The organism is Haloarcula sp. 1CSR25-25 (genome assembly GCF_032027985.1).
Lineage (GTDB): Archaea > Halobacteriota > Halobacteria > Halobacteriales > Haloarculaceae > Haloarcula.
Genome location: NZ_JAHYBW010000008.1, coordinates 89,689 through 112,622, shown reverse-complemented (window position 1 = coordinate 112,622; position 22,934 = coordinate 89,689). Strand labels below are relative to the sequence as shown.

Sequence of the window (22,934 nt, the reverse complement as noted above, 5' to 3'; positions counted from 1 at the left end):
CTATTCTTTGCCGCTACAGACCAGCACGGAGCGGTCCGTGCCCAGAATCACGCTCTGTGTGACGCTGCCGAACAGCACCTTGCCTGTCGGCGTCCGCTTGCGTCCGGCGACGACGATCATCTCGGCGTCCTGCTCGTCGGCCAGCCGGAGAATCGCGTCAGCCGGTTCGCCGCTTGACTCCTCTAAGGTCACCTCGACGCCAGCGTCCTCGAGGACCTCCCGTGCCCGGCGCACGGAGGCCACCTGGTCGACGGACGCGCCTTCGGGGTTCTCCTCGAAGTCATGCAACAGTGTCACGCGGACCTGGCTTGCGTCCATCGGAATCTCGGTTATCGCTTCCGCGATGGCGGTCCCACGAGCCTCACTTTTGTCTACCCCAGCGACAATTTCGTACATACTCGCTTCATCCGTAGGACGGGCCCTCCCTTAGTTCTGGCCCGGATTTCGAACACAGACACGAAAAACCGCGCCGGGTATCCCATCCTGCGGCCCGATCCAACGGAGTCAGTCGCCGAACGGCCCCATACCGCCGCCGCCCATGCCGCCCATACCGCCGCCACCGCCGCCACCCTGTTGCATCTGTTTCATCATCCGCTCCATGTCGCCGTCGCCCATGCCCTGGAACTGCTTGAGCATCTGCTCCATCTGTTTGTGCTGCTGGAGGAGTTCACGCACCCGCTCCTCGGGCTTGCCGGACCCGCGGCAGATGCGCTCGGTCCGGGACTGGCCCACGACGCGGGGGTTCTCCAGTTCCGCCTCGGTCATCGAGTCCATGATGACGTCGAAATCCCGCATCCGCTCCTGGGTCACGTCCATCGCGTCGTCGGGGAGCTGGTCCATCAGCCCGCCGCCCAGCCCGGGAATCATGTCCATCACCTGGTCCAGCGGTCCCATGTTGTTCATCGTCTGCATCTGCTTGCGCATGTCCTTGAGGGTGAACTGGCCCTCCAGCATGTCCTCGGGGTCCCAGTCCTCCTCGTCGTCTTCCTGGGTCTCCTCCATTGCGCGCTCGACGCGCTCGGTGAGCTGTTTGAGGTCGCCCATCCCGAGCAGCCGGGAGATGAACCCGGAGGGCTCGAATCGCTCGATGTCCTTGACCGTCTCGCCGGCGCCGAGGAAGGCGATAGTCGAGTCGGTCTCGTTGACGGCGGCGAGCGCGCCGCCACCTTTCGCCGTCCCGTCGAGTTTCGTGATGACGACGCCGTCGATACCGATTGCCGCCTCGAAGTCGGCGGCCTGGCTCTTGGCGCTCTGGCCCATCGCCGCGTCCAGCACGAGCAGGTTCCGGTCGGGCTGGACCTCCTGTTCGATGCGCTCGATCTGCTCGATGAGCTCCTCGTTCAGGCCGTCACGACCGGCCGTGTCGACGATGCGAACGTCGGCGCTCTCGGTCGCGGCGAGGCCCTCGCGGGCAATCGTTACGGGGTCGTCCTCGTCCGGGTCGCCGTAGAAATCGACCTCGGCGCGTTCGGCCATCTCCTTGGCCTGGTCGTAGGCCCCGGGTCGGTCCGTGTCGGTCTGGATGATGGCCGGCCGGAGCCCCTTCGTCGAGAACCACCACGCCATCTTCGCGGCCGTCGTCGTCTTCCCCGACCCGTACAGGCCGGCGAGCATGATGGTCTGCTCTTCCAGCGGGAGGTCGGTCGACTCGCCGACGAGGTCGACCAGTTCCTCGTAGACGATGCGCAGGACCCAGTCACGCGGCGTCGTGCCCGCCGGCGGTTCCTCCTCTAAGGCGCGCGTCTCGATGCTGTCCGAGAGGTCCTGTACGAGCCCGACGTCCACGTCGGCCTGCAACAGCGACCGCTGGATCTCTTTGACGATGTCCTCGATGTCCTCCTCGGAGAGCCGGGACTTTCCCCTGAGGTCGTCGAGAGTCCCCCGAAGCGAACTCCCCAGATCGTCGAGTACCATTGTTGGACCGAGATACGCGACCACGCGGGTAAAGGCTTGTTGTCGGGCCGCCACGCCGTGGCTGGGAACGGAATCGTCTCCGTGTGGGGCGGCAACTACATGATTAATTCCACGTCTACCGGTGACGAAAGGGTAAAAAGGTCGAACCGACTGAGCGACACTATGGCCGTTCTCGGGCAGCTCGGGTTCATGGTTGCGTTTCTCTCGGCCGGCGTCGTCGCCGGGTCCCTCGGGCTGTTGACCGAGCGACGGACGGAGGTGCTCACCTCCCTCGTGTTCATCGTTGCGCTGCCGGCGCTCGTGTTCCGGTCCACGTACGACCGCCCGCTGGGAGAGATTATCTCGCCGGCGCTGCTCGGGGGCTTCTGGGCCGTCACCGCGCTGACGGTCGTCCTGGGCTGGGTCGTCCACAGACGGCTGGAGTCGACGGGTCGGCGGAGCGTGTCGGTGGTCCAGTCGTACCACAGCAACATGGGGTTTCTCGGGCTCCCGCTGGTGGCGGCGACGATGGGCAGCGACGCGACGGCGGTCGCCAGCGTCATCCTCGGCATCGGCGCGGTCACGCAAGCCCCGGTGACGGTGTTCCTGCTGGTCCGCATCAACGGGAGCGACGCCGCACTGCTTGGCGAGTGTAAGAAGGTCGTGATGAACCCGGTGCTCGTCGCGCTTGCTGCCGGTATCGCGGCGTCGGTCCTGTCGCTGTCGGTGCCTGAAACGGTCGTCCGGGCGCTTGGCCTGCCGGCGGAGCTGGCGCTGCCCGTCGCGTTGCTGTGTATCGGTGCGACGCTCGATACGGACCTGCCGCTGTCGGACGTACAGGAGACCGTCAGCGTCGTCGGCCTGAAGGTGCTGTGGATGCCGGCGCTGGCGTGGCTGGTGTACTCCTCGCTGTCCGTCAGTGCCACTGCGCTGGGCGCGACGGTCGTGATGTTCGGCGCGCCCACCGCCGTCTCGACGTACGTCTACACCACAGAGTTGGGCGGCGACACGGCGTTTGCCTCGCTGAACGTCTTCATTTCGACGGTCGTCTCCGTCGGGACCCTCTCCGTGCTGGTCTGGCTGTTCGCCTAGGTCGCCGTGGCCACGTTTTTGTCCGCCGGTGCCCCCACCGACGGTATGGGTTATCACCAGATCGACCCCGACGACCTGCCGGAACCCGAGGACTACCCCTGTGACCGGCGGGGCATCTCCGACACCGCCGAACTCCACGCGCTCCACGCGGCCACCTACGAGATGGCGCCGGGCGAGGACCTCTCGCGGACCTACCACTACCACGAGACGCGCGAGGAACTGTTCTACGTGCTCGCCGGGACACTCCACGTCGAGACGCCCGACGGGGAGTACGTCGTTCCGGCCGACGAGGCCTTCGTCGCCGAACCGGAGAGCCCGCACCGCGCGCACAACCCCGACGACGCCGACGAGTCGGTTACCGTCCTCGGCGTCGGCGCACCGCCGACCGACATCGCGCGCCCGTACGACCCCGACGCGTAGCCTCGGGACTTCGCAGTTCAGACACGCTTTTGAGCCACCCCGTCGCAGGTGCGCCCATGACGAGCAAACAGGCGGTGCAACAGGAACTGGTCGACAGCGGCGTCACGGCGGTCCTGCGGGGGATTCCCGAGGAGAAGATGGTCGACGTGGCGACGGCCGTCCACGAGGGCGGCGTCACGGCGCTGGAGCTGACGGCCGACGCGAAGCGCTGTTCGGACATGATCGCCGCCGTCGACAAGGCACTGGACGACACCGACGCCATCATCGGGGCCGGCACGGTCATGGACGCCGCCGCCGCCCGCAACGTCATCGAAGCCGGCGCGGAGTTCGTCCTCGCGCCGAACCTCAACGAGGACGTCATCGACGTGTGTAACCGCGAAGGCGTCCTCGCTATCCCCGGCGTCATGACGCCGACGGAGGCCGCCGACGCGATGGAAGCGGGTGCGGACATGCTGAAGATGTTCCCGGCGAAAACGGTCGGCCCGGCCCACATCGGCGCGTTGCAGGGGCCGCTGGGCGACGTGCCGATCATGCCGACCGGCGGCGTCTCGACGGACAACGTCGACGAGTTCTTCGATGCCGGCGCGGTCGCCGTCGGCGCGGGCTCTGCACTGGTCAACTACGAGGCCATCGAGAACGACGACATGGACGGCGTCCGCGAACGGGCCGCGGAGTTCGTCGCCGCCGTCGAAGCTGCACGGGAGTAGCGACCGGCCGCGGACCGACCGCGCCCGGGCGGTTAGAAAGCGCCCTGGTACAGCGTCAGCGGTTTACTCTTCGGTTTCGTTCGCAGTCGTTTCGTTGCCAGTCGTCTCCGTCTCGTTGCCGGACATCTCGGTCTCGTTTTCGGTCGTCTCGGTCTCGTTGCCGAGGGCGTCGGTCTCCGTCTCGTTGCCGAGGGCGTCGGTCTCCGTCTCGTTGCCGAGGGCGTCGGTCTCCGTCTCGTTGCCGAGGGCGTCGGTCTCCGTCTCGCCGAGTTCCGTCTCGGTCTCGGTCTCCATTCCGGTGTCCGCTTCGGTCTCAGTCTCCATCGCCGGCTCCGTCTCGGCTTCCGTCATTACGTCGGTCTCTTCGGCCGTAGGCGTGCCCGGGGCTTCGGCCCCGCCCCCGTCGGTCTCCGTAGCGCCGCTCCCGCCGGTGTCACTACAGCCAGCGAGTGCCACGAGTGCGCCGCCTGCGATTTTGATAACGTTTCGTCGAGATGTGAGTCGTCCCATAGCGTTTGCCCGGAGACCACCGGGGCAGTTTATGAATGACCTGCTAAGCATATGACGGCAAGCCGACAGCAGAGAGGCGCCACATCCGGCGCTGGGCCGGTTCGCGAAGCGGGACATAAACGGTTCGTTCCAGACCATGATTGAGCGAACCGGGGTCTGGAATCGAGTGTTTCAGCGGTTTTGCGGTCGAGTCACCGCGCCGGTCGCCCGGTGTCCGACGTGGATTGGTTCGATGCTATCGACCTGAAGTAATCGGACAGTTCGCGCTTTCCCGGACGGTTATCGGACACATAGGTATCCCCACCCGCCGGACCGCGCTATCGGTTCGCTGGTTGCGCTGCGGTGCCAGCCAGGCGACCGCTTCACGGCCAGAATCCGTCCGACTGCCGTTTAGCAACGGTATAAGACAGCACGTGTCGACTGGCGACGCGGTACCTGCCTCACTGGCCGCTCTCGTGGGGGTGCAGTTCGGTCCCGTACTGGTCGGCGTGGTCGGCGTAGTCGATGAACCGCGGCGCGTCGGGGTCGAAGGGGCGTTGGAGCGCATCGAAGGCCTGTTTCTTGTCCCAGCCCTGGAGTTTTCCGACCGCCGAGCGGTCTTCGAGGTCGTGGTAGTCCAGGTCCGGTTCGGTCAGTTCCCACGCCCGAAGGCCGGCTTCGGTTCTGACGATGACAGAGGAGTACGCGTCGCTTGACCCGACGGACCCGACGGTGAGGTCGGCGCAGTAGCCGGTGAAGTCGGCACACTCGTCACAGCCCTTGAGGGCAGCGTCGTGGAAGTTCTCGACGTCTTCCTCCAGGAGCATCTCGCCGTCCTCGCCGTAGACCATCATCTTCCCGTGGAGCACGTCCATCTTGCCGATGTCCGCCCGGTCGATGCCGCGCTCCTCCTCGATGAGTTCGCCGATGAGCGAGTAGTAGTTGAAGTTCTTCGTGCACATCAGCGCGATGGTGTAGTCGATGGCGCGGACGCCCTCCTCCTGGGCGGCGTAGTCCCAGTCGAAGTCCTGCAGGGCGCGAATCCCCTCGATTTCACAGGGCGTGCCGACCAGCGCGAGCGAGGCCTCCGACAGCGGCACGTCGAGCTTGTGTTCCCATTGCTTGAGGTCGAGGTTGCCCAGCGCGAGCGTCTGGTTGTAGAAGCTCCCGGCGTTGTCGATACACTCCGCGGGCGTCGTTGCGAGGAACGACTCGGCTTTCCACTCGGCCTCGTCGCTCTCGGTGGCGATGAGCGCGCCGTCGATCTCGCCGGCCGCAAGCAGGTGACACAGCACCGAGGTCACGAGGCCGCCGTCCTGAGCGCCCTCCCGCCAGCCGTCCTCGACTCTCGCGGAGAACTCCGTGATGGGGTCGCCCGCGCCTTTCACGTTGTCGTCGCCGCCGGTGATCTTCCACTGGCGCTCGTAACGCAGGCCGCCGCGGGGACACATATCCCAGCACAGCGAGCAGCCGGTACACATCTTCACGAGCTTCGGCAGGTCGTCGTCGCCTATGCCGATGGAGTCACTGGGACAGGCCGCGACGCAGGTCCCACACTGGATGCATCGGTCGGCCCCGATGACGGCCTCGTCGAGTTCCATGAACCACGTTTTGCCCTCGGGCTCCTCGATGTCGTTCATCTCCGCGCGGATGCCGTCGCCGGGCGTATCGAGGTCGGCGCCCTCGGGGACGCCCACCCGCTCGTCGGGCCGGCCGTCGTCGACGTTCTGGCTGGTGCCCGTCGCCGGCTCCGTGAACCGGATGGGTTTGAGTTTGCCGTCGGGTTCGACGTTGGCCGCGCCGGTCCCGCCGTCCGGGCGGACCCGCCGCTCGCTGTCGCGACTGTGCTCGCTACAGCCACACGACTCCCCGCAGCCACAGTCATCGCGCCCGTCACCCGGGACGCCGGGCATCGGTTGGCCGCCGTCGGTCACAAGCGGGGGGTCGCCGCCGCTCGGACGGGCGTCCGCTCGCCCGCCCTCCACCAGCTCCGGCGCGGCGTCGGCCGGCGCGGCCTGCTGCCGGTAGCGCCGGTCAGTCATCGTCGGCCACCTCCCCGCGACCGCCGCCGTCCCCGTGTGCGACGCCGCCGGCGACGTCCGCGTCGGCCCGCCGCATGACCGAGCGGAGGCGGTCGTTGCCGACGCGGCGACACCACTCGTAGAAGCGCTCGCCCTCGGTGCGCTCGTCGGCGTAGGCGTCGAACAGCTCCTCCAGGGCGGGAATCACGGCGTCGGCCGGGACCGCGTGTTCGACCCAGTCGAGGAACTCGTTGTCCGCCCCGAGGCTCCCGCCGAGGCCGAAGTCCATCCCCTCGACGATGTTGTCCCCCTCCTCGTTGGTCGTTCCTTCGGGGTCGTCTATCTGCACCGTCTCGCCCCGGAAGCCGATGTCGGCGATCTGTGGCTGCGCACAGGAGGCCGAGCAGCCGGACATGTGCATCCGGACCACGTCGATTTCCTCGGGCACGTCGATGCGGCGGTCCAGCGCCTTCGCCCAGCGGCGGACGCGGTTCTTCGTCTCGATGATGCCGTAGTTACAGAACTCCGAGCCGGTGCAGCCGACCGCGCCCCGAGAGAACGGGCCGGGGTCGGGCTGGTACTTCCGGGCGAACGGTTCGTTCAGCAGTTCACCGAGGTTCGCTTCGGGGATGTGGGTGACGAGGAAGTTCTGGTCGGTCGCCAGCCTGACCGAGGCGTCGTCGGTGCCGTACTCCCGGGCGGCGCGGGCCGCCCGCCGGAACTCGTCGCCGCCCATCCGGCCGGCGATGACGTTGAAGCCGACGTATTTCAGGCCGTCTTCGCGCTGGTCGTGGACGCCGACGTGGTCGCCGCGGTACCCCTCCGAGCAGTCGGTCCCGCGGGTCGGCAGGTCGACCGTACAGCGGTCCCGGACCGCCTCCTCGAATTTTTCGGGTCCCAGCTGCTGGACGAGATAGCGCATCCGGCAGACGCCGCGGTTGGTGCGGTCGCCCAGTTCCTTGAACGTCTGGGCGACGGCCCGGCAGAACTCCACGGTGTCCTCTGGTGGGACGAACACGTCCAGGTCAGAGGCCATCCGCGGTCCGTCCGAGAGGCCGCCGCCGACCCTGACGTGGAAGCCGTAGTGTTGCTCCCCGCCGATGTCGCGGCGGGCCGGCGTCAGCCCCACATCGTTGATCTGGGACTGCGCGCAGTCCTGCCGGCAGCCGGTGATAGTCATCTTGAACTTCCGCGGGAGGTTCGCGTACTCCCGGTTTTTCGTGAAGAACTCGGAGACGGCCTCGACCACAGGCTGGGCGTCGAAGCACTCGTGGTCGTCCAGCCCGGCGGCGGGACAGCCCAGCACGTTCCGCGCGGAATCGCCACAGCCCTGTACCGTCGTCAGGCCGACCTCGTCGTAGCGCTCCCAGATGTCGGGCACGTCTTCGATTTCGATCCAGTGCATCTGGACGTCCTGCCGGGTCGTGATATCGAGGAAAGCGTCGCCCCAGATGTCGTTTTGCTCCTCGCCGCCGAAGGCCTCGGGCGCGGTGGCGTACTCGTCGGCCACCTCGCCGATGGCCTCGGCCTGCTCGGGCGAGAGGGAGCCGCCGGGGACTTTGGTCCGCATCATGAAGTACCCGTCCTGGCGGCCGTGGGCGTACAGCCCGGCCCACTTCAGCCGCTCCCACTCGCCGTCGCCGGCCCGGGCCTCGATTTCCTCGAAACTCAACTCATCGGCCGCATACTGCTCGACGTCCTCGATGACATCCAGCGGGTGCTTCTCCTGTTTCCATCGTTCAACTGTATTCATTACTAGCACACCACAGTACTGTGTGTAGTAGGAGTGACAGACTGGCATCTTCAACGCGCCCCTGCCGGCGAAAAGGACCACACCTCCTCCGACGTGGTAACATTTACCGGATTTTTCACGGCGCTGTCTCCTCGACATAGCGCGGACTCTGCGGGTTCCACACAATCAGGGTCGAATGGGTCCCCTCGTAGCCCCTAGGTAGCAGCAAAAGTGACCGCGAAGTCCGAGGCCTATTCGCCGATGAGGCTGTCGACGATTTCCTCGGGGTCGAACGGTTCGAGGTCGCCGTAGTCCTGGCCGGTGCCCAAGAAGAGAATCGGCTTGCCGGTGACGTGTGCGACGGAGATGGCCGCGCCGCCCTGCGGGTCGGCGTCGGCTTTCGTCAGAATCGCACCGTCGATTTCGGCCGCGTCGTCGAACTCGCGCGCCCGGTTGACGGCGTCCTGACCCGCGACCGCCTCGTCCACGAACAGCGTCATGTCCGGGTCGATGTTGCGGTCGATCTTCTCTAACTGAGCCATCAGGTCGTCAGAGGTGTGGAGTCGGCCGGCCGTATCGCCAAGCACCACGTCGATGTCGTTGGCCTTGGCGTACTCGACGGCGTCGTAGATGACTGCCGTCGGGTCCGAGCCCTGCTCGTGGGTGATAATCTTCTTGTCGAGGTTCTCGGCGTGCTTTTCGAGTTGCTCGTTCGCGCCGGCCCGGTAGGTGTCGCCGTTGGCAAGCACCGTCGAGAGCCCGCGGTCCTCGAAGTACTGCGCGAGTTTCGCTATCGAGGTCGTCTTGCCGACGCCGTTGACGCCGGTGAACACGATGGTGACCGGCTTGTCGGCCGCTCGGACGCGCTCGTCGAAGTCGAACTGGCCGACGTTGATGACGTCGTACAGCGACTCCCGGAGCGCGTCCCGGACGAGATTCCCCGTGCTGGAGAGCCGTCGGCGGGTCTGGCCCGTGAGGTTCTCCTTGACGCCGTCGAGGATCTCGTTGGCGACGCTCATCTCCACGTCGCTCGACAGCAGCGCCAGTTCGAGGTCGTCGAGGTGGCTCTGTAAGTCATCCTCCTCGATGACCGTCTTCCCGGTGGCCATGAGCTTCGCCTTCGCGGCGAGGCCGCGGCCATCGTCGTCTCCGGACGCCGAATCGTCCTCAGTCTCCGGGGCGTCGTCCGACTCGTCCGCGATGTCGGCCGGTTCCGCCGTGCCGTCGGAGGCTTCGGCTCCGTCCTCGACTGCTGTGGCAGATTCCGATACCGCGTCGGGTTCTGTGGCGGACTCCGATTCCGCGTCGGGTTCTGTGGCGGACTCCGATACCGCGTCGGCCTCGGCGGTTGACGGTTCAGATACAGCCTGGGACTGGTCGTCCGTGGCTGCCGGCTCCGCCTCTGCCGTCTGCACGTCGTCGTCGACCGGGTTCGCGTCGGGTGCGGCCTCGGCTTCAGCTACCGAGTCAGCCGGGGCTTCCCCCTCGGCGTCCGGTTCGTCCTCCGCCTCGAGTGCGTCCTCGTCGACATCCTCCTCGACGTCACTCGTGAACCCGCTGAGCTTGTCCTTCAGTCCGTCGAACATACGGCCTTACTCGTCTTCCTGCTCTTGCTGTTGCATCATCTGCTGCATCTGCTGCTGTTGCATCTGCTGGGCCTGCTGTTCGAGCTCCTCCATCTCGGTCTCGACTTCGGCCTTCTCTTCCTGCAGGTCGCTGATGTGGTCGTCCAGCGTCTCCTTCTTGGTTTCCAGCGTGCTGACAGCGCCGTCCTGCTCGCGCTCCGCGGAGTAGCCGCCGCCGAGGGAGACGACGACCTCGTCGATGTCCTCGATGGTCGCGCGGATGTAGGCGTCGCCGCCGAGCGGGACCTGCACCGTGGAGCCGGAGTCGAGCGTGTTGATGGCCTCGATGGCCTCGTCGATGTCCGTCTGCTTCTCGCGGAGACGTTCGATCTCCTCGTCGATTGCATCGACTTCCTGCTCCATCTGCTCGATCTCCTGTGCGACCTGCTGCATCTGACCGCCGCCGCCACCGCCGCCACCGCCCATCATGCTGCCACCTCCTCGATCGTGATCTGTGTGCGCTTGAGGTTGTGCTGGGAGCCGAAGTCGCTGTAGACGCGCTCCTCAGCGACGTTCTCGTTCGGCGCCTCGACCTCCTTCTCGAACTGCTGTGGGCCGTCTCGGGCCGGGAAACTACCGCGAACAGTGTACGTGCTCATACACGCAGGTGCGGGCAGGGCAGGGAAGTATCTTCCCCTTCCGCCCTTCCCGAGTTGTGTCTCCGCCAGGGCGTAGACCGCCCGACCGGATGCCGGACACGGCCACGCGACTGGAGAGCGAGCGACGGAGCCTACTCCTCGGATGCCGGGGCGTACACCATGTCGCCGCCACACTCTGGGCAGGACGGGCGAAGCACACCTGTCGAGTACTCACACTTCCGGCAGACGAGGCGATTCTGGTCGTCCGTGGACGGGGTTCGCTGAACCATATGTGGTACTTGGGAACACATCGTATTATTCTTTGACACAGGGTATCATGGTCGCCGACCCCGACGGATTTGCCGGGGCAGCACGTACGTCGAGGTATGGGCGAGACGACGTACCGATGCGAGTGCGGTGCGACCCTGCGATTCAGGCAGGACCTGACGCCCGAACGGGGCGGGACCAGTCGGTCCTGGGCGTGTGGCGACTGCGGACTGCCCGTTCCGGGCGTGGTCGCGGAGCGGCTCAGCCACCAGCACCCGTCCTGAGCGGTAAAAACTGGGTCAGTCGATGTAGCCAAGCGCCGCGTCGATACGGCCCAGTTCCGGCCCGGACGTGTCCGAGCCACAGACGTAGCCGTAGTCGTTCGCGATGAGGCCGGAACCGACGAGCGGTCCGCCGTAGTTGATGGTCCCGATGTCGGCCGGCACGTCGAGGACCTCCTCGAGGGCGTCGAGTTCGCCGTCCGTGGCCTTCGGATGGCAGAGCACGCCCTTGTTGGTGGCGACGGCGGCGGTCCCGACGGTCGTGACACCGGCGATGACGCCGCGTTCCACAGGCACGTCCAGCCCGTCTCTGACCGCCTGCACGGCGTCTCTGGAGAGGTCGGGGTGGACGTACGCGCCGTAGTCGTTACAGCAGACGACGTTGCCGGCAGCGTTGATCCGGCCGGGCAGCCGCGTGACGGACACGTCGACGGCGTCCTGAATCCGGTCGATTTCGGTCTCGCGGACGCGCTCGGAGACGACCAGCCCGTTCTCGTTGCCGGTCGCGAGCGCGCCGACAGTCCCGGAGCGGCCGACAGTGGTCGGCACGGCCGGCACATCGAGCTCGTCGCTCAGGTCGTCGAGCAGCGATTCGTCTAGGTCTGGGCGAACCAGCACGCAGTCGTCGGTCGCACGGGCGAACACACCCACGTACGACGACCCGGAGAAAGCCGCGCGGAGCAACGTTACTCTGCGGTCTCTGCTTCGACGATGGCTTCGCCCTCTTCCTCGAAGCGGGCGGCGCGAACACGGATCTTGCTCGGCGTGTTGGCGCGACCGCGGGCCCAGGCCGCCTCGTTGATCGAGGGGTCGAGGCGGACGGCGTCCTCGTCGACAGAGAAGTGCTTGGCGAGGTGCTCGCGGATGAGGACCATCGCTTTGTCGGCGCGCTTGTGGTTCGGTTCGGCTCGCGCGTCTCGGAGCGGAATGGTGACGACACGCTCCTCGAAGTCACTGGCGCTCATTATTCGTCAGTGTCGTTGCGCCGCCAGTGGCGTCGTTTGTGGTTGCGCTGGACCTCGCGGTCCGTCTTGAGCATGACCCAGGCCGGGACTCGACTGTTCTGGTTGTCGAGCTTGGCCAGTCGCTTCTTCGTAGCCTTCGATTTCTTACCCATGGTATGGTGCTTGTTCCGTGTCGTAGTTTAAATTCCTTCCTTTTCGAACCAGTCGCGGCCCGTTATCAGCGGCTGTAACTGCGGACGTAGAACTAAGTGGAACAGTACCCTGATTATCAATGGATGAAGCGCCGGAGATTCCTCCAGACGGCAGGTGTCGGTGCGACGGCCGTCGGCGCTGGATGTATGGGTGGTGGCGGTGAGGTCGTCGTCAGCGTACAGCGGGACGTCAGGGTCGAGCCACAGGGGGCGTGGACACGAGCGGACATCCCGGACGTGTCCGACCCCGGCGGCGAGATTCGCTACATCGTCAAGTCCGAGACCCCGTTCAGCGTGTACTTCTTCACCGACCCCGCGCAGTTCGAGCGGTACGACGCCTACATCAAGGGTCGAGAGCCCGACGAGACGCCGCCGGGGAACCCGAAGTTCAGCCAGACGGCGGTCCAGCCCGGGGGGTCGGATATCTATCAGGCGTCGACGGACAACGACGGCGCACGGGAGTCGCTCGAGGAACCCGGGCCGTACTTCTTCGCCGTCGACCACTCCAACTACCGCATGGAAACCCGCGTCGGGGACTACGACGACCCGCTGAAGGCGTTCGTCGATCTCACCGTCATCAAGAGCAAACTCCCCCTGTGAACGACTCCGCCCTGTGTCGAGCTAAACGAACGCCAGCGGGACCATCGCCAACACGCCGACAGCGACGCCGGCGGTCAGTTCGCGTTTGCCCCCACCCGGCAGGCCGTCCCCGTACTCCAGGGCCTCGGGAACGAACTCCGTGAGGACGAGATACACCATCGCCCCGGCGGCGAAGCCAAAGCCGAACGGGAGAAAGGCCTTCGCCAGCGTGACGAAGTAGTAGGCGATGACGGCCCCGACCGGCTGTGGCAGCGAGGAGAACACCGCCCACCAGACCATCTTCCACTCACTGACGCCCAGCGAGCGAAGCGGAATGGCGATGGCAGTCCCCTCCGGGACGTTGTGGATAGAGATGGCCACGGTCATGAACACCGCCAGGAGCGGGACGGAGACGCCGACGATACCCACAGCGGATTCGGGGGTGGCCGACTCCAATCCGAGTTCCGCGAATGAGACGCCGACCGCGACGCCCTCCGGGAAGCTATGGACAGTCAGAATGCCCAGAATCAACAGGAGCTTGGTGAAATCAGCCTGCTCGAACTGCTTGGGTGACTGGTCGAAGTCGTCCAGGAGTTCATGCGCCACGACGACGAGCCCGACACCGGCGAGGATTCCGGGAACCATGAGCAGCGCCGACCCGTAGGCAAGCCCCTCGCGGACGAGTCCGAACAGCGAGGCGGCGACCATGATTCCCGAGGCCAGTCCCCACAGCAGGACGTTCCACCGGTCGGAGAACTCATCGACGAGGAAGAACGGAATCGCACCGAGGCCGGTGGCGAGTGCCGTAAGCAACCCCGCGACGAACACGAAGGCAACGTTCTCGACGGTGACCATACCGGCACTACGCCGTTCGGACCGATAAAAATTGTCACTAATCTGATTGTTTTGGTCGACCTAAACGGCCTGCAGGGACGAACCGAGTAGCTATTCGAATGCCAGATTGGGCTCGCAACGCGGATAGCGGCCAGTGCCGGGCAATCATCGACTGCGACGTATTTTCTGACAGAAGTTCGTCATGATTCTATCCGAGAGCTCCGTTCGTGTGCAACTCACACCGACGCAACCGCTGCGCCGTGACGCGGCACCGCCTCAGTGTATCGCCACGCATCGGCCCATGCGGCAGGAGCGGGACGCGCTCACAGCGACACCGATTCGACGGTCCGATACGTCGGACCGTCGGGTCCCAGGTCGCTCTCTTTCAGGCGGACGTCCGTGATTTGAAGCCGTCCCACGTCAGGGTCGTCGCTCTCGACGGCGTCCTGTACCGTCTCTTTGCCGCCGGCGTGGTCCATCCTGGCGATGGTCGCGTGCGGCGTGAACTCGTGGTCCTCCGCGTCAAACCCCATCGCGACGGTCCGGCTTTCGACGGCATCGTGTAGCGCGGACAGTTCCGCGCCGCCCTGGCCGTCACGGACGCCGACCCAGACGACGCTGATGTAGGACAGTGACGGAAAGACGCCGAGACCGCCGAAACCGGCTTCGAACGGGCCGACACCGCTGTCTTCAACCGCGGTTTCGAGGGCGCCAACGATGTCGTCAACGCGAGCCGGGTCGGTGTCACCGAGGAACTTCAGCGTGACGTGGGCTTGCTCGGGGTCGGTCAGTCGAAGGCCTGACACGCCGGCGAACCGCTCCTGAACGGCCGCCACGGCGTCGCCCAGCCCGTCGAGGTCGACGCTGACGAACAGGCGTTTTGACATGGTCGGAGATTCCGGCTCGGTCCGCAAGAAACCACCGGGCACCCCGGTCGGGGACTCACGGGAAAAACGACCCCGCGGAAGACGGGGAACGCATCCAGCACCAGCGGGTCCCGCATAGCCGGAAATCCGGTCGCTTGCCGCCGAAATCCTGGCGAGCCGTGGACGTAGCCCTTAACCGGATTGGCCGTCAATCAGCAGGTATGACAGACCACGACGACGACCACGCGTTCTCCGAGGGGCAGGGGTTCGACGACCCCTACGAGGGGTTCGACCTCGAGCCGCCTGAGTTCGAAGTGGACCCGGACAAGGTCGACCCCGTCGACTCCCGTGTCGTCACCGACCTGCTGGACCAGCGGAACATCTCCTCTGATGCTGTCGACCCCGAGCAACTGCTCGACGTCGGCCTGGAGTACATGCACATCAACCGCCACGAACAGGCCGCCGAGACCTTCGAGCGCGTCGCCCAGTACACGGACGACGACCGGCTCAAGCAGGAGGCCTGGACGAACAAGGGGGCGGCCCACGCGGAACTCGAAGAGTGGGATGCCGCCATCGGCGCGTACAGGGAAGCGCTCAACTTCGACGAGGAGTCCGACCACGCCGCCACGGCGGAGACGAACCTCGCGTACGCGCTCTGGAAGTCCGGTCGCTCCGAACAGGCGCTCGAACACGCCGAACGCGCCATCGAGGTCGACCCCCGCTTCGGCGAGGGCTGGTACAACCGCGGCTTCTTCCTGCTCGAACGCGGGCTGGCCGACGAGGCTATCGACGCGTTCGACAACGCCATCCGGCTCGGCTTCCGGAACGCCGATATCCTCGAAGAGAAGGCCCGCGCCCTCGAAGAGGTCGGCGAGTTCGACCGCGCCGAGGAACTGGCCGAGGAAGTCGACGAGATGCGCGAGGAGGCCGAACAGCAACTGCTGGAATGATACTCAACGAACGCGATACTCAAGAGGGATTGCTCGTCTCGGTCTGTGACCCCGATATCATGGGCGAAACGTTCGAGAACGGCCCCGTATCGCTCACGGTCAACGAGGAGTTCTACGGCGGCGAATCAGCCACCGAAGACGAGATCGTCGACAGCCTCGCCCGCTGTTCCGTCGCCAACATCGTCGGCGACGACGCTGTCAGCGTCGCCGTCGAGCACGGCTTCGTCGACGAGGAGAACGTGCTCGACCTGGGCGAGACGCGCCACGCACAGCTGCTCTGGATGTAGCCGGTCGTTTTTGCTCGACCCCGAGGATGTAGCCGGTCGATGCCGCTCGACCACGACAGTCTTTGCGCACGCCCGACGAGGGGGACACGTATGTATTCTCGAGACCACGCCATCGTCTCTGTGGCCGTCGGGGCCGCCGGCGTCGCCACCCTGCCGGTCCCCCTTCCCTGGTGGGCCGCCGTCGGCTACGCGGCCGTCGTCGGCGTCGCCATCGACTTCGACCACTTCGCCGTGGCTCGACTGGAGACCGGCGACTGGGCCGCGCTCCGCCGCTGTCTCCGAAACCCGGAGATCGTGCTGCTCGACCAGGACGAAATCTTCGGCCCACAGGACCTCTGGCCGCTCCAGCGACTACTCAGCCACCACCTCATCGGCGGCACGGTCGTGTTCGGGCTCTGGCTAGTCTCCGAGCCACTGGCGCTGTTTACCGCCGTCGTCCTGTACGCACACGTCCTCGGCGACCTCGTCTGGGACAACTACCTGCTTGAGACCTACCGGGAACAGCACGCGATGGCCGCCGAGTCCGTGTCCGACTCCGACTCGGGATAGGTCGGGGGACCGACCGCTGCCGCACCGACAGAGTTCTAGGTGAACCGAAGGAATGTTGACCGTCGAGCCCCTGTACGGAGGTAATGGGACATTCTGAATCCGAACTGCTCGACGTGGGGCGTATCCGCGAGGACTTCCCCATCCTCCAGCGGGAGTTCGGCGGCGAGCAAGTGGTGTATCTCGACAACGCGGCCACCACGCAGACGCCCGAGCCGGTCGTCGAGACCATCGCGGACTACTACCGGACGACCAACGCCAACGTCCATCGGGGCCTCCACCAGCTCAGTCAGGAGGCCAGCGTCGCCTACGAGGACGCCCACGACCGCGTCGCCGAGTTCATCGGCGCCTCCGGCGAGCGCGAGGAGATTGTCTTCACCAAGAACACCACGGAGAGCGAGAACCTGGTCGCCTACGCCTGGGGGCTGAACGAACTCGGTCCCGAGGACGAGGTCGTTCTCACGGAGATGGAGCACCACGCCTCCCTCGTGACGTGGCAGCAGATCGCCAAGAAGACCGGCGCGACCTGTCGCTACATCAGCGTCGACGAGGACGGCACGCTCGATATGGACCACGCCCGCGAGATCATCACCGACGACACTGCAATGGTCAGCGTCGTCCACGTCTCGAACACGCTGGGGACGGTCAATCCCGTCTCGGAGTTGGCGGACATCGCCCACGACCACGACGCCTACATCTTCGTCGACGGCGCACAGTCGGTCCCGAACCGCCCCGTCGACGTGGAGGCCATCGACGCCGACTTCCTGGCCTTCTCGGGACATAAGATGGCCGGCCCGACGGGCATCGGCGTCCTCTACGGCAAGAAACACATTCTCGAGGAGATGGAGCCGTACCTCTACGGCGGCGAGATGATCAAGAAGGTCACCTTCGAGGATTCCACCTGGAACGACCTCCCCTGGAAGTTCGAGGCCGGCACCCCGGTCATCTGTCAGGGTATCGCGCTGGCCGAGGCCTGTGACTACCTCGACGACATCGGCATGGAACGAATCCAGCGCCACGAGGAACAGCTCGCCCAGTACGCGCTGGAACAGCTCAGAGACGAGGGCGACGTGGAGACGTACGGCCCGCCCGCGGGAACAGAACGGGGCGGTCTGGTCGCGTTCAACCTCGATTCGGTCCACGCCCACGACCTCTCCTCGATTCTCAACGACTCCGCCGTCGCCATCCGTGCCGGCGACCACTGCACCCAGCCCCTCCACGACAAGATGGGCGTCCCGGCCTCCGCGCGTGCCTCGTTCTACATCTACAATACGCGGGAAGAAGTGGACAAGCTCGTTTCGGCTATCGACGACGCCCGGCAGTTGTTCGCGTAGTCAACCTCTACCGGGCGCCATCGGCGCGCGGTTTCCCCGGACGCGAACAAAGTGAGCGTCCGGCCTTTTTCGCCCACGTTTTTCGAGGGGTGGTCGCCTTCGGCGACCCGACGATGAAAAAGGTGGCTCGGAAGCCTTTTCCGATTGACAGCCGTATCACAGTCTAATTATGGGTATCGGTGGCTCGGACATGTACCGGCAGCAGATCCTCGATCACTACAAGAACCCCCGTAACTACGGGGAGATCGAGGACCCGACGTTTACCCACATCGGCGAGAACCCGATGTGCGGCGACGAGATACGGATGGACGTCGTCCTCGACGAGAGCGAGGAGACCATCGAGCGGGTCGCCTTCCAGGGCGACGGCTGTGCCATCTCCCAGGCCTCCGCGTCGATGCTCTCACAGGAACTGGCGGGGATGGCGGTCGAGGACCTGGAAGCGATGGACCGCGACGACATCACGGAGATGCTCGGCGTCGACATCTCGCCGATGCGCGTGAAGTGTGCCGTCCTCGCCGAGAAGGTGGCACAGGACGGGGCGGAGATCTACTTCGGTAAGAAGGACATCGACCGGACGACCACCGAAGACGACGACTGAGGCGTACTCAGGCACCGTCGGTATTCTTTGCGCTTCCTCCCGGAACAGCCGAGGCCGTGTCAGATAGCGACGGGCACCGACCTCGACGAGCGGAACGCGGTGCTGTCGGCCGTCGAGGAGCGCCTCGACGGCCGACCCTGTTCGACGGCGATACCTGGGTGGCCGACTACCGGCGGCTACGGTTCGTCGCCGGCCGGTAGCGGACAGTTCCTCAGGCCAGGAAGACGTGCCGCGGTCGGTCGGCCAGCACGTCACGGCCCCAGTCGACCGTCTCCGAGAACTCCTCGGAGCGGAAGAAAGCCATCGCGTCCTCCTGTGAGTCCCACTGGCTCGCGATGAACATGTCGTTCTCGTCGTCGTGGTTGAAAAGCAGTGACGTCTCGCGGTGGCCGTCCATCTCTTCGAGGAGGCCGCCGACAGTGTCGAACTTCTCGACGAAGTCCTCGTGGTACTCGGGCTTGACCGTGTAGAACATCCCCATCGTCCCGAACCCGTCGCCCCCGCCGTGGCGGCCGACGACGCCGGGGAGGTCGGTGAGGTAGTCGCTGGCGGTCTCGGCGGCGTCCTCGGTGTCCCACAGCGACGCGACGGCCGAGAGGTCGCCGTCGGTGTCGCCGTACACCGTCGTCTGGACGTGGGTGTCGTAGCGCTCGAACGCGCTCCGGAGGTCCGAGACTTCGTCGTCGAGCGTCCCCGCGTCGGCCTCGGAGTAGACGACCAGCGCGTACACGTCCTCGCCGTGTGGTTTCCCGGCGTAGACGCCCGCCGATTCGAGCGTCTCGCGGATGGACTTCGAGGACTCGGCTGTCTGGGCCTCACTGTCGTCCTCGGCCTCGCCGTTCTCGTCAGCCTCGCCGAGTGGACCGCCGAGTTGCTCCTCGATGCCGTCGATGTCGGTCAGGAACCCGGCCGCCGTCTCGGCGGCGTCTTTCGCCGTCCAGATGCTGACGACGTAGGTCTGGCCGCTGTCGGCTCGCACGGCCGTCCGGACGTGGCGGTCGTAGTGGTCGAAGCTGCTCTCGAGGTCGGACACGTCGTCGACGATGTCCTCCGCGTCCGCCGAGGAGTGAAACACCAGCGCGTAGTCCCCGGCGTCGTAGGCGTCGCCCTCGTGCAGGCCCAGTCGACCGAGCCGCTGTGTGGCGTCCTCGACCTCCTCGAAGTCGGCCGAGACGTCCGGCCGGCCGCCCGAGCTACTCGACGAGTCCGCTTCGTCCTCCTCAGGCGACGCCTCCGAATGCGGATGGTCGCCCTCGCTGGCGCTCCCGGGATGGGCACCGCCGTGGCTCCCGGTGTCGCCGCCGGCGTGTGTCCCCGCCTGCGCGTCACTCGCAGCCGGCTCCTCGGCGTGGCTGTGACTCGCACCGGCGTCGGCCGGAGCGTGCTCCTGTCCCGCAACGTCCGCCGGCGTCTCCGGAACCGACTCGTCGTCGGTCGGCACCCGCTGGCCGGCCAGGACGGCCGGCAACTCGGCGGGGTCGAACTTCCGACCGACGTAGAAGGGGCCAAAGTCGGCGAACTGCGAGGTCGATGGGTCAAAGCGCATCTCGGTCAGCAGCTCCTTGATATGGCGCATGTCGTCGCTCCAGAGCGTGATGCCCCACTCCCAGTCGTCGAAACCGATTGAGCCGGCGATCATCTGGTTCACGTCGCCGCCGTACGTGCGGCCGATGTCGCCGTGGCGCTTGATGTGGGCCGCCCGCTCCTCGAAGGACGTGTCGTACCAGTTCTGGTCGGGCTGGCGGCGCTTGCTCATCGGGTAGAAGCAGACGAACTCCTCGTCGGGCACGTCGGGGTGGAGCCGGGCCTGGATGTACTGAGCCAGCCCGGAGTCGTCGTCGACCTCGCCCTCGAAGTACTCGCGGGACTTTTCGGTGTAGCCCGAGGCCTCCGTCACGGAGACGTAGGAGAACTCCCGCTCGGTGAAGGCGGCGAACTCCGTCTGCTCGAAGTGCCGTTCGGCCGCGTCGAGGTCGCCCATCGTCGGCCGCAGGTGGAGAATCATGATGTCGGCCTTGTGACCCATGACGGTGTAGACCGCCGTCTGGCCCTCCTCGGCGTCCTCGACGGCTTCGTACGCGTCGAGGAAGCCGATACCCTCCGAGAGCGCACGGTCGCGGACCCGCTGGGGGGCCTCGCGCCAGGCATCCCAGTCGATACTCCGACAGTCGTGTAGCGCATACCAGCCCTCTTCCGTGGCTGGAGGCTTGCGTTGGTCCATAGATGCCGGTTACAGGTCGATAGTAAGGAAGCTTCTCATGTCGTTCCGGGACGGCGACTTCTCGGCCAGTGGCTCAAACGGTGTGTGTAGTGACGTGTCGGCGAGTCGGAGACGGTGTCGAGCCCCAGTGGCAGCCCACCCCATCCGAGCCAGGGGCCACTGTGACTGAGCCGCCTGAAGAATACAAGCGAGGGGCTGCCGGCCTCCGGCGAGCGAAGTCAGTCGTCGATGTCGAACACGCGGCGCAGTTCGCGCTCTATCTCGTCGACGTACTCGGAGAGGACGGCGTCGAGTTTCTCGTCGTCGACGATGACCGCCGACAGGCGATCAGCCGGGTTCTCAGGCAGTTCGACCGTGAATCCGCCGTCCTCGTAGAACGGCTCTGACTCGTTGAGGACCTGCTGGTCGATGGCGTGGACCAGTTCGGAGTCGTACGTGTCGTTCATCCGCTCGAAGGCGTTCTTGTACGCCTTCTGCAGCTCCGTGAAGTAGTTCGCGTACTTGTCCTCGAACTTCTCTGGGTCGAACTCCGTCATTGGCAAAACCGTACAGGGCCGGGAATAAAGATGGCCCGATGTTCACCGTTGTATCGTTCGTGCGTCCTTCTGGGGCAGGTACATCGTGAGATACGCGACGAAACAGATGCCGAAGATGCCGCCCAGGACGAGATAGACGCGGATGTCCAGGCCGGCGATGGCTGCGATGATCTCTTCGAGCGTCGTCCGCGGGTTCGCGAGGCCGAACGTCTCAGTGTAGGCTAGGATGCCGGCGACCACGACGAGTGCGATATCGAACAGGCCCCGAGAGTCCATCGTGGAGTGTTCGGAGAAGCGGACGTATAGCTTTTATTGCTGATACTGGCAGTGAGTTACAACCCGGCCGCTCAATCCGTATATCGCCGCTGAAGCGAGGGGGCCGCTACGATAATTGCTCGCTGATAATCTCGTCGGCCGCATCGATGAACGTCGATTCCTCCCCTGTCGGGATGGTCGCGCCCGCCGCGATGTCGTGGCCGCCGCCGTCGCCGCCGACGGACTGGGCGGCCTCACGCATCACGACCGACAGGTCGACGCCCCGGCCGACCAGCGGGCCGGTCGCCCGCGAGGACACCTTCGTCTCGTCGTCGTCAGTGCTGGCCAGCGCGATGATTGGCTTGTCCGAATCGACGCCGTCGGTCCCCAGCGCCATCCCGGCGACGATGCCGACGATGGTCTCGCGGACGGCGTCGCCGGCGTCGAACCACTGGACGGAGCCCGCCTCCGTGACGCCGCGCTCCTTGACGAGCGTGAGTCCCTCCGAGAGGTTCCGGCGGTGGTTCGACAGCAGCGTCCGCGCGCGTTTCAGCGGGTCATCGCGCTCGCCGAGACAGACCGCCAGCCCCACGTCCGCCCGCTCGTATCGGGCCGTGGCGTTCAGAAGCGTCGAGAACTCGCTCGCGTCGCGGAGCTCCGTCCCGCGCGGTTCCGCGGTCAGCGTGTAGGTCGTGCCGATGAGCGTCTCTATCTTGTCCGCCGGGACGCCCCGCTCGACGGCGCGCCGGACCAGCCCGCTAGCGACGGTCCGGCGCTCGTCGTCGGAGAGGTCCGCCCACGTGCGCCAGTCGCCGGCAGACGCGCTCCGCGCGCCTCCCGAACCCGGTCTCTCGTCGCTCGACCGGCCGCCGTCAGCTTTCAGGTCAAGCCCGAGGCCTTCGAGGAACCGAGTCGCGCCGGCCTGGTCGTTCGAGATGCCCGGAATCGGGACCTCCGTAGCGTACTCGAGCAGTTTCGGCAGTGGTCGGGTCTGTTTGCCATACAGCGAGAGGTCGGTGCCCTCTTCCAGGACACCGGCGTCGATTCCCTCTTCGACGAGGCCGGCGTTGGCCCCGACGAGTTCGCCACCGACGGCCTGCATGTCCCCGACTGCGCCGACGACCGCGAGCGCGGCGAGGTCGCGGTTGTCCGTCTCCCCGGTCGAGAGTGCGCGGGCGAGGACGTACGCCGCGCCCGCACCCGAGAGCTCCGACGCGCCGTTGATACCTTCGAGCAGCGGATTGAGATGGGTCTCGAAGTCGGCGTAGCCGTCGGTGTCGACGACCGCGTCGGGGTGGCAGTCGTCCGGGTCCGACGGCTGGTGGTGGTCGGCGACGATTGCCTCGAAATCGCCCGCGGCGACGTGCCCGGAGATGACATCGAGCTGGCCCGAGCCGAAGTCGGTGAACAGGACGGTATCATACTCGCGGGCGGCGATGCTTTCGATTTCTGTGGCGTCGAGTTGCTTCTTGAACACGGTCTCGACGGGGATGCCGGCCCGCGACAGCGCCGCGGTGGCGATGGCGGCGCTGGTCAGCCCGTCGGCGTCGATGTGGGAGGCCAGCAACACGCGGTCGGCGGCCCGAAGCCGGTCGGCACATGCGGCCGCGCGGTCGGCGAGCGCTGGAACGGGGCCGGTCGTAGTCATCGTACCGGAGATTGGTGCG

At 66.0% G+C, this 22,934-nt stretch carries 28 protein-coding genes; 10 read left to right on the top strand and 18 right to left on the bottom strand.

Annotated elements, in window-relative coordinates:
• Both KZ498_RS19600 and KZ498_RS19595 read right to left on the bottom strand, forming a co-directional pair.
• Complete coding sequence (locus KZ498_RS19600) at window positions 1-396, bottom strand: universal stress protein (RefSeq protein ID WP_312620955.1); 396 nt, start codon at window positions 394-396, stop codon at window positions 1-3.
• A gap of 108 nt (window positions 397-504) precedes the next feature.
• The gene (locus KZ498_RS19595; RefSeq protein ID WP_312620953.1) at window positions 505-1,914 is read right to left on the bottom strand and encodes a signal recognition particle protein Srp54; all 1,410 of its coding nucleotides are present in this window, start codon (window positions 1,912-1,914) and stop codon (window positions 505-507) included.
• A 162-nt stretch (window positions 1,915-2,076) separates the two neighbouring features.
• Here KZ498_RS19595 and KZ498_RS19590 point away from each other — a divergent pair, with 162 nt between their 5' ends.
• Genes KZ498_RS19590 through KZ498_RS19580 form a run of 3 tightly spaced genes read left to right on the top strand, consistent with a single transcriptional unit; the run spans window position 2,077 to window position 4,112 of the window.
• Entirely contained in the window at window positions 2,077-2,985 is a 909-nt protein-coding gene (locus tag KZ498_RS19590; protein WP_312620952.1) for an AEC family transporter, read from the top strand.
• A 45-nt stretch (window positions 2,986-3,030) separates the two neighbouring features.
• Window positions 3,031-3,405 (top strand): cupin domain-containing protein, encoded by a 375-nt coding sequence (locus KZ498_RS19585; protein ID WP_312620951.1) that lies wholly within the window; start codon window positions 3,031-3,033, stop codon window positions 3,403-3,405.
• A gap of 56 nt (window positions 3,406-3,461) precedes the next feature.
• On the top strand, window positions 3,462-4,112 hold the full coding sequence (locus KZ498_RS19580) for a bifunctional 4-hydroxy-2-oxoglutarate aldolase/2-dehydro-3-deoxy-phosphogluconate aldolase (RefSeq protein ID WP_312620950.1): 651 nt from the start codon (window positions 3,462-3,464) through the stop codon (window positions 4,110-4,112).
• A 63-nt stretch (window positions 4,113-4,175) separates the two neighbouring features.
• Here KZ498_RS19580 and KZ498_RS19575 read toward each other — a convergent pair whose 3' ends face one another.
• The 7 genes from KZ498_RS19575 to KZ498_RS19545 form a co-directional block, all read right to left on the bottom strand.
• The gene (locus KZ498_RS19575; RefSeq protein WP_312620949.1) at window positions 4,176-4,622 is read right to left on the bottom strand and encodes a cell wall anchor protein; all 447 of its coding nucleotides are present in this window, start codon (window positions 4,620-4,622) and stop codon (window positions 4,176-4,178) included.
• A gap of 440 nt (window positions 4,623-5,062) precedes the next feature.
• Window positions 5,063-6,643, bottom strand: a complete 1,581-nt coding sequence (locus KZ498_RS19570; RefSeq protein ID WP_312620947.1) for a Coenzyme F420 hydrogenase/dehydrogenase, beta subunit C-terminal domain — start codon at window positions 6,641-6,643, stop codon at window positions 5,063-5,065.
• Window positions 6,636-8,375 (bottom strand): ferredoxin--nitrite reductase, encoded by a 1,740-nt coding sequence (locus KZ498_RS19565; protein WP_312620946.1) that lies wholly within the window; start codon window positions 8,373-8,375, stop codon window positions 6,636-6,638. Before KZ498_RS19565 ends, KZ498_RS19570 begins: the two co-directional genes overlap by 8 nt.
• A 230-nt stretch (window positions 8,376-8,605) precedes the next feature.
• Window positions 8,606-9,940, bottom strand: coding sequence for a signal recognition particle-docking protein FtsY (gene ftsY, locus KZ498_RS19560; protein ID WP_312620944.1), 1,335 nt, complete (start codon window positions 9,938-9,940; stop codon window positions 8,606-8,608).
• 6 nt (window positions 9,941-9,946) lie between these two features.
• Entirely contained in the window at window positions 9,947-10,408 is a 462-nt protein-coding gene (gene pfdA / locus KZ498_RS19555) for a prefoldin subunit alpha (protein WP_312620942.1), read from the bottom strand.
• Complete coding sequence (rpl18a, locus tag KZ498_RS19550) at window positions 10,405-10,578, bottom strand: 50S ribosomal protein L18Ae (RefSeq protein WP_004964648.1); 174 nt, start codon at window positions 10,576-10,578, stop codon at window positions 10,405-10,407. The genes pfdA and rpl18a overlap by 4 nt, the downstream gene beginning before the upstream one ends.
• A 131-nt stretch (window positions 10,579-10,709) precedes the next feature.
• Window positions 10,710-10,847 carry a hypothetical protein gene (locus KZ498_RS19545; protein ID WP_312620938.1) on the bottom strand — a complete coding sequence of 46 codons (138 nt, stop codon included), beginning with the start codon at window positions 10,845-10,847 and terminating at the stop codon, window positions 10,710-10,712.
• 96 nt (window positions 10,848-10,943) lie between these two features.
• Between KZ498_RS19545 and KZ498_RS19540 the strand changes: the two genes are divergently transcribed.
• Window positions 10,944-11,108, top strand: coding sequence for a hypothetical protein (locus KZ498_RS19540; RefSeq protein ID WP_312620936.1), 165 nt, complete (start codon window positions 10,944-10,946; stop codon window positions 11,106-11,108).
• Between the two features lie 15 nt (window positions 11,109-11,123).
• On the opposite strand, the gene KZ498_RS19535 is transcribed toward KZ498_RS19540, so the two are convergent.
• The 3 genes from KZ498_RS19535 to KZ498_RS19525 are packed head-to-tail and all read right to left on the bottom strand — an operon-like array spanning window position 11,124 to window position 12,222.
• The gene (locus KZ498_RS19535) at window positions 11,124-11,789 is read right to left on the bottom strand and encodes a translation initiation factor IF-6 (protein WP_312620935.1); all 666 of its coding nucleotides are present in this window, start codon (window positions 11,787-11,789) and stop codon (window positions 11,124-11,126) included.
• 2 nt (window positions 11,790-11,791) lie between these two features.
• Complete coding sequence (locus tag KZ498_RS19530; RefSeq protein ID WP_312620934.1) at window positions 11,792-12,070, bottom strand: 50S ribosomal protein L31e; 279 nt, start codon at window positions 12,068-12,070, stop codon at window positions 11,792-11,794.
• Window positions 12,070-12,222 (bottom strand): 50S ribosomal protein L39e, encoded by a 153-nt coding sequence (locus KZ498_RS19525; protein WP_004518346.1) that lies wholly within the window; start codon window positions 12,220-12,222, stop codon window positions 12,070-12,072. Before KZ498_RS19525 ends, KZ498_RS19530 begins: the two co-directional genes overlap by 1 nt.
• A 186-nt stretch (window positions 12,223-12,408) precedes the next feature.
• Between KZ498_RS19525 and KZ498_RS19520 the strand changes: the two genes are divergently transcribed.
• On the top strand, window positions 12,409-12,861 hold the full coding sequence (locus tag KZ498_RS19520; protein WP_312621119.1) for a hypothetical protein: 453 nt from the start codon (window positions 12,409-12,411) through the stop codon (window positions 12,859-12,861).
• A 21-nt stretch (window positions 12,862-12,882) separates the two neighbouring features.
• Here the strand turns inward: KZ498_RS19520 and KZ498_RS19515 are convergent, their stop codons facing one another.
• A complete protein-coding gene (locus tag KZ498_RS19515; RefSeq protein WP_312620929.1) occupies window positions 12,883-13,695 on the bottom strand; it encodes a ZIP family metal transporter in 813 nt (270 codons plus the stop codon).
• Window positions 13,696-13,997: 302 nt separating this feature from the next.
• Window positions 13,998-14,561, bottom strand: a complete 564-nt coding sequence (gene thpR / locus KZ498_RS19510) for an RNA 2',3'-cyclic phosphodiesterase (RefSeq protein WP_312620928.1) — start codon at window positions 14,559-14,561, stop codon at window positions 13,998-14,000.
• A gap of 200 nt (window positions 14,562-14,761) precedes the next feature.
• Here thpR and KZ498_RS19505 point away from each other — a divergent pair, with 200 nt between their 5' ends.
• From KZ498_RS19505 to KZ498_RS19485, 5 genes are all read left to right on the top strand, one after another.
• The gene (locus tag KZ498_RS19505; RefSeq protein WP_312620927.1) at window positions 14,762-15,490 is read left to right on the top strand and encodes a tetratricopeptide repeat protein; all 729 of its coding nucleotides are present in this window, start codon (window positions 14,762-14,764) and stop codon (window positions 15,488-15,490) included.
• On the top strand, window positions 15,487-15,777 hold the full coding sequence (locus KZ498_RS19500; RefSeq protein WP_312620926.1) for a DUF424 domain-containing protein: 291 nt from the start codon (window positions 15,487-15,489) through the stop codon (window positions 15,775-15,777). Before KZ498_RS19505 ends, KZ498_RS19500 begins: the two co-directional genes overlap by 4 nt.
• A 90-nt stretch (window positions 15,778-15,867) precedes the next feature.
• A complete protein-coding gene (locus KZ498_RS19495) occupies window positions 15,868-16,326 on the top strand; it encodes a hypothetical protein (RefSeq protein ID WP_312620924.1) in 459 nt (152 codons plus the stop codon).
• 83 nt (window positions 16,327-16,409) lie between these two features.
• The gene (locus KZ498_RS19490; RefSeq protein ID WP_312620922.1) at window positions 16,410-17,657 is read left to right on the top strand and encodes a cysteine desulfurase; all 1,248 of its coding nucleotides are present in this window, start codon (window positions 16,410-16,412) and stop codon (window positions 17,655-17,657) included.
• A 169-nt stretch (window positions 17,658-17,826) separates the two neighbouring features.
• Window positions 17,827-18,255, top strand: a complete 429-nt coding sequence (locus KZ498_RS19485; RefSeq protein WP_312620921.1) for an iron-sulfur cluster assembly scaffold protein — start codon at window positions 17,827-17,829, stop codon at window positions 18,253-18,255.
• Between the two features lie 211 nt (window positions 18,256-18,466).
• Here KZ498_RS19485 and KZ498_RS19480 read toward each other — a convergent pair whose 3' ends face one another.
• The 4 genes from KZ498_RS19480 to KZ498_RS19465 all read right to left on the bottom strand — a co-directional run bounded on the left by KZ498_RS19480 (window position 18,467) and on the right by KZ498_RS19465 (window position 22,915).
• Window positions 18,467-20,476 (bottom strand): heme-binding protein, encoded by a 2,010-nt coding sequence (locus KZ498_RS19480; RefSeq protein ID WP_312620919.1) that lies wholly within the window; start codon window positions 20,474-20,476, stop codon window positions 18,467-18,469.
• Window positions 20,477-20,694: 218 nt separating this feature from the next.
• Window positions 20,695-21,012, bottom strand: coding sequence for a DUF5783 family protein (locus KZ498_RS19475; protein ID WP_312620917.1), 318 nt, complete (start codon window positions 21,010-21,012; stop codon window positions 20,695-20,697).
• A 42-nt stretch (window positions 21,013-21,054) separates the two neighbouring features.
• Window positions 21,055-21,288 carry a hypothetical protein gene (locus KZ498_RS19470; protein WP_312620916.1) on the bottom strand — a complete coding sequence of 78 codons (234 nt, stop codon included), beginning with the start codon at window positions 21,286-21,288 and terminating at the stop codon, window positions 21,055-21,057.
• A gap of 106 nt (window positions 21,289-21,394) precedes the next feature.
• The gene (locus KZ498_RS19465; protein ID WP_312620915.1) at window positions 21,395-22,915 is read right to left on the bottom strand and encodes a DHH family phosphoesterase; all 1,521 of its coding nucleotides are present in this window, start codon (window positions 22,913-22,915) and stop codon (window positions 21,395-21,397) included.
• Window positions 22,916-22,934 lie beyond the last annotated feature (19 nt).